We start from the raw sequence: 516 nt of genomic DNA, 5'->3' as shown, positions 1-516 counted from the left end.
ACAGATTGCAAACGGCATCATCTATGCCGCCGACCACGGTGCAAAAGTCATCAATTTAAGTCTTGGCGGGCCATACAGCCGGGTGATGGAATATGCGCTTAAATATGCGGCTTCCAAAAATGTGACGATCGTTGCCGCCACCGGCAATGACGGAGTATCGGAGATTTCCTACCCTGCATCTTCGAAATATACGCTTTCAGTCGGGGCGACCAATAATCTCGATCTTGTCTCGGACTACTCCAATTATGGAAAAGGTCTCGATATGGTGGCGCCGGGAACCGATATTCCAAGCCTCGTTCCGGACGGGAATGTCACTTATATGAGCGGAACATCGATGGCGGCGCCGCACGTGGCAGCTGCAGCAGGACTTCTTTTGTCACAGAATCCGTCCTTGAAACCAAAGCAAATCGCAAGCCTATTGACCGAGACGACAGCAGATGTGGCATTTGAAGAGCAGGATAATCCCAACCCGGATTATGACCTGGATATAGAACCGGCTGCACAAATTCCCGGATA

The 516-nt window shown here is 50.8% G+C and carries 1 protein-coding gene; it reads left to right on the top strand.

Annotation, left to right across the window (positions count from 1 at the left end):
* Positions 1-516, top strand: a 516-nt coding sequence (locus ACWHAR_RS32065) for a S8 family serine peptidase (protein WP_452089046.1), incomplete at both ends; no start/stop codon positions are given.

The sequence above is a fragment of the Bacillus sp. LR--39 genome (assembly GCF_053613335.1).
This window is presented reverse-complemented; position numbering and strand designations above follow the sequence as displayed.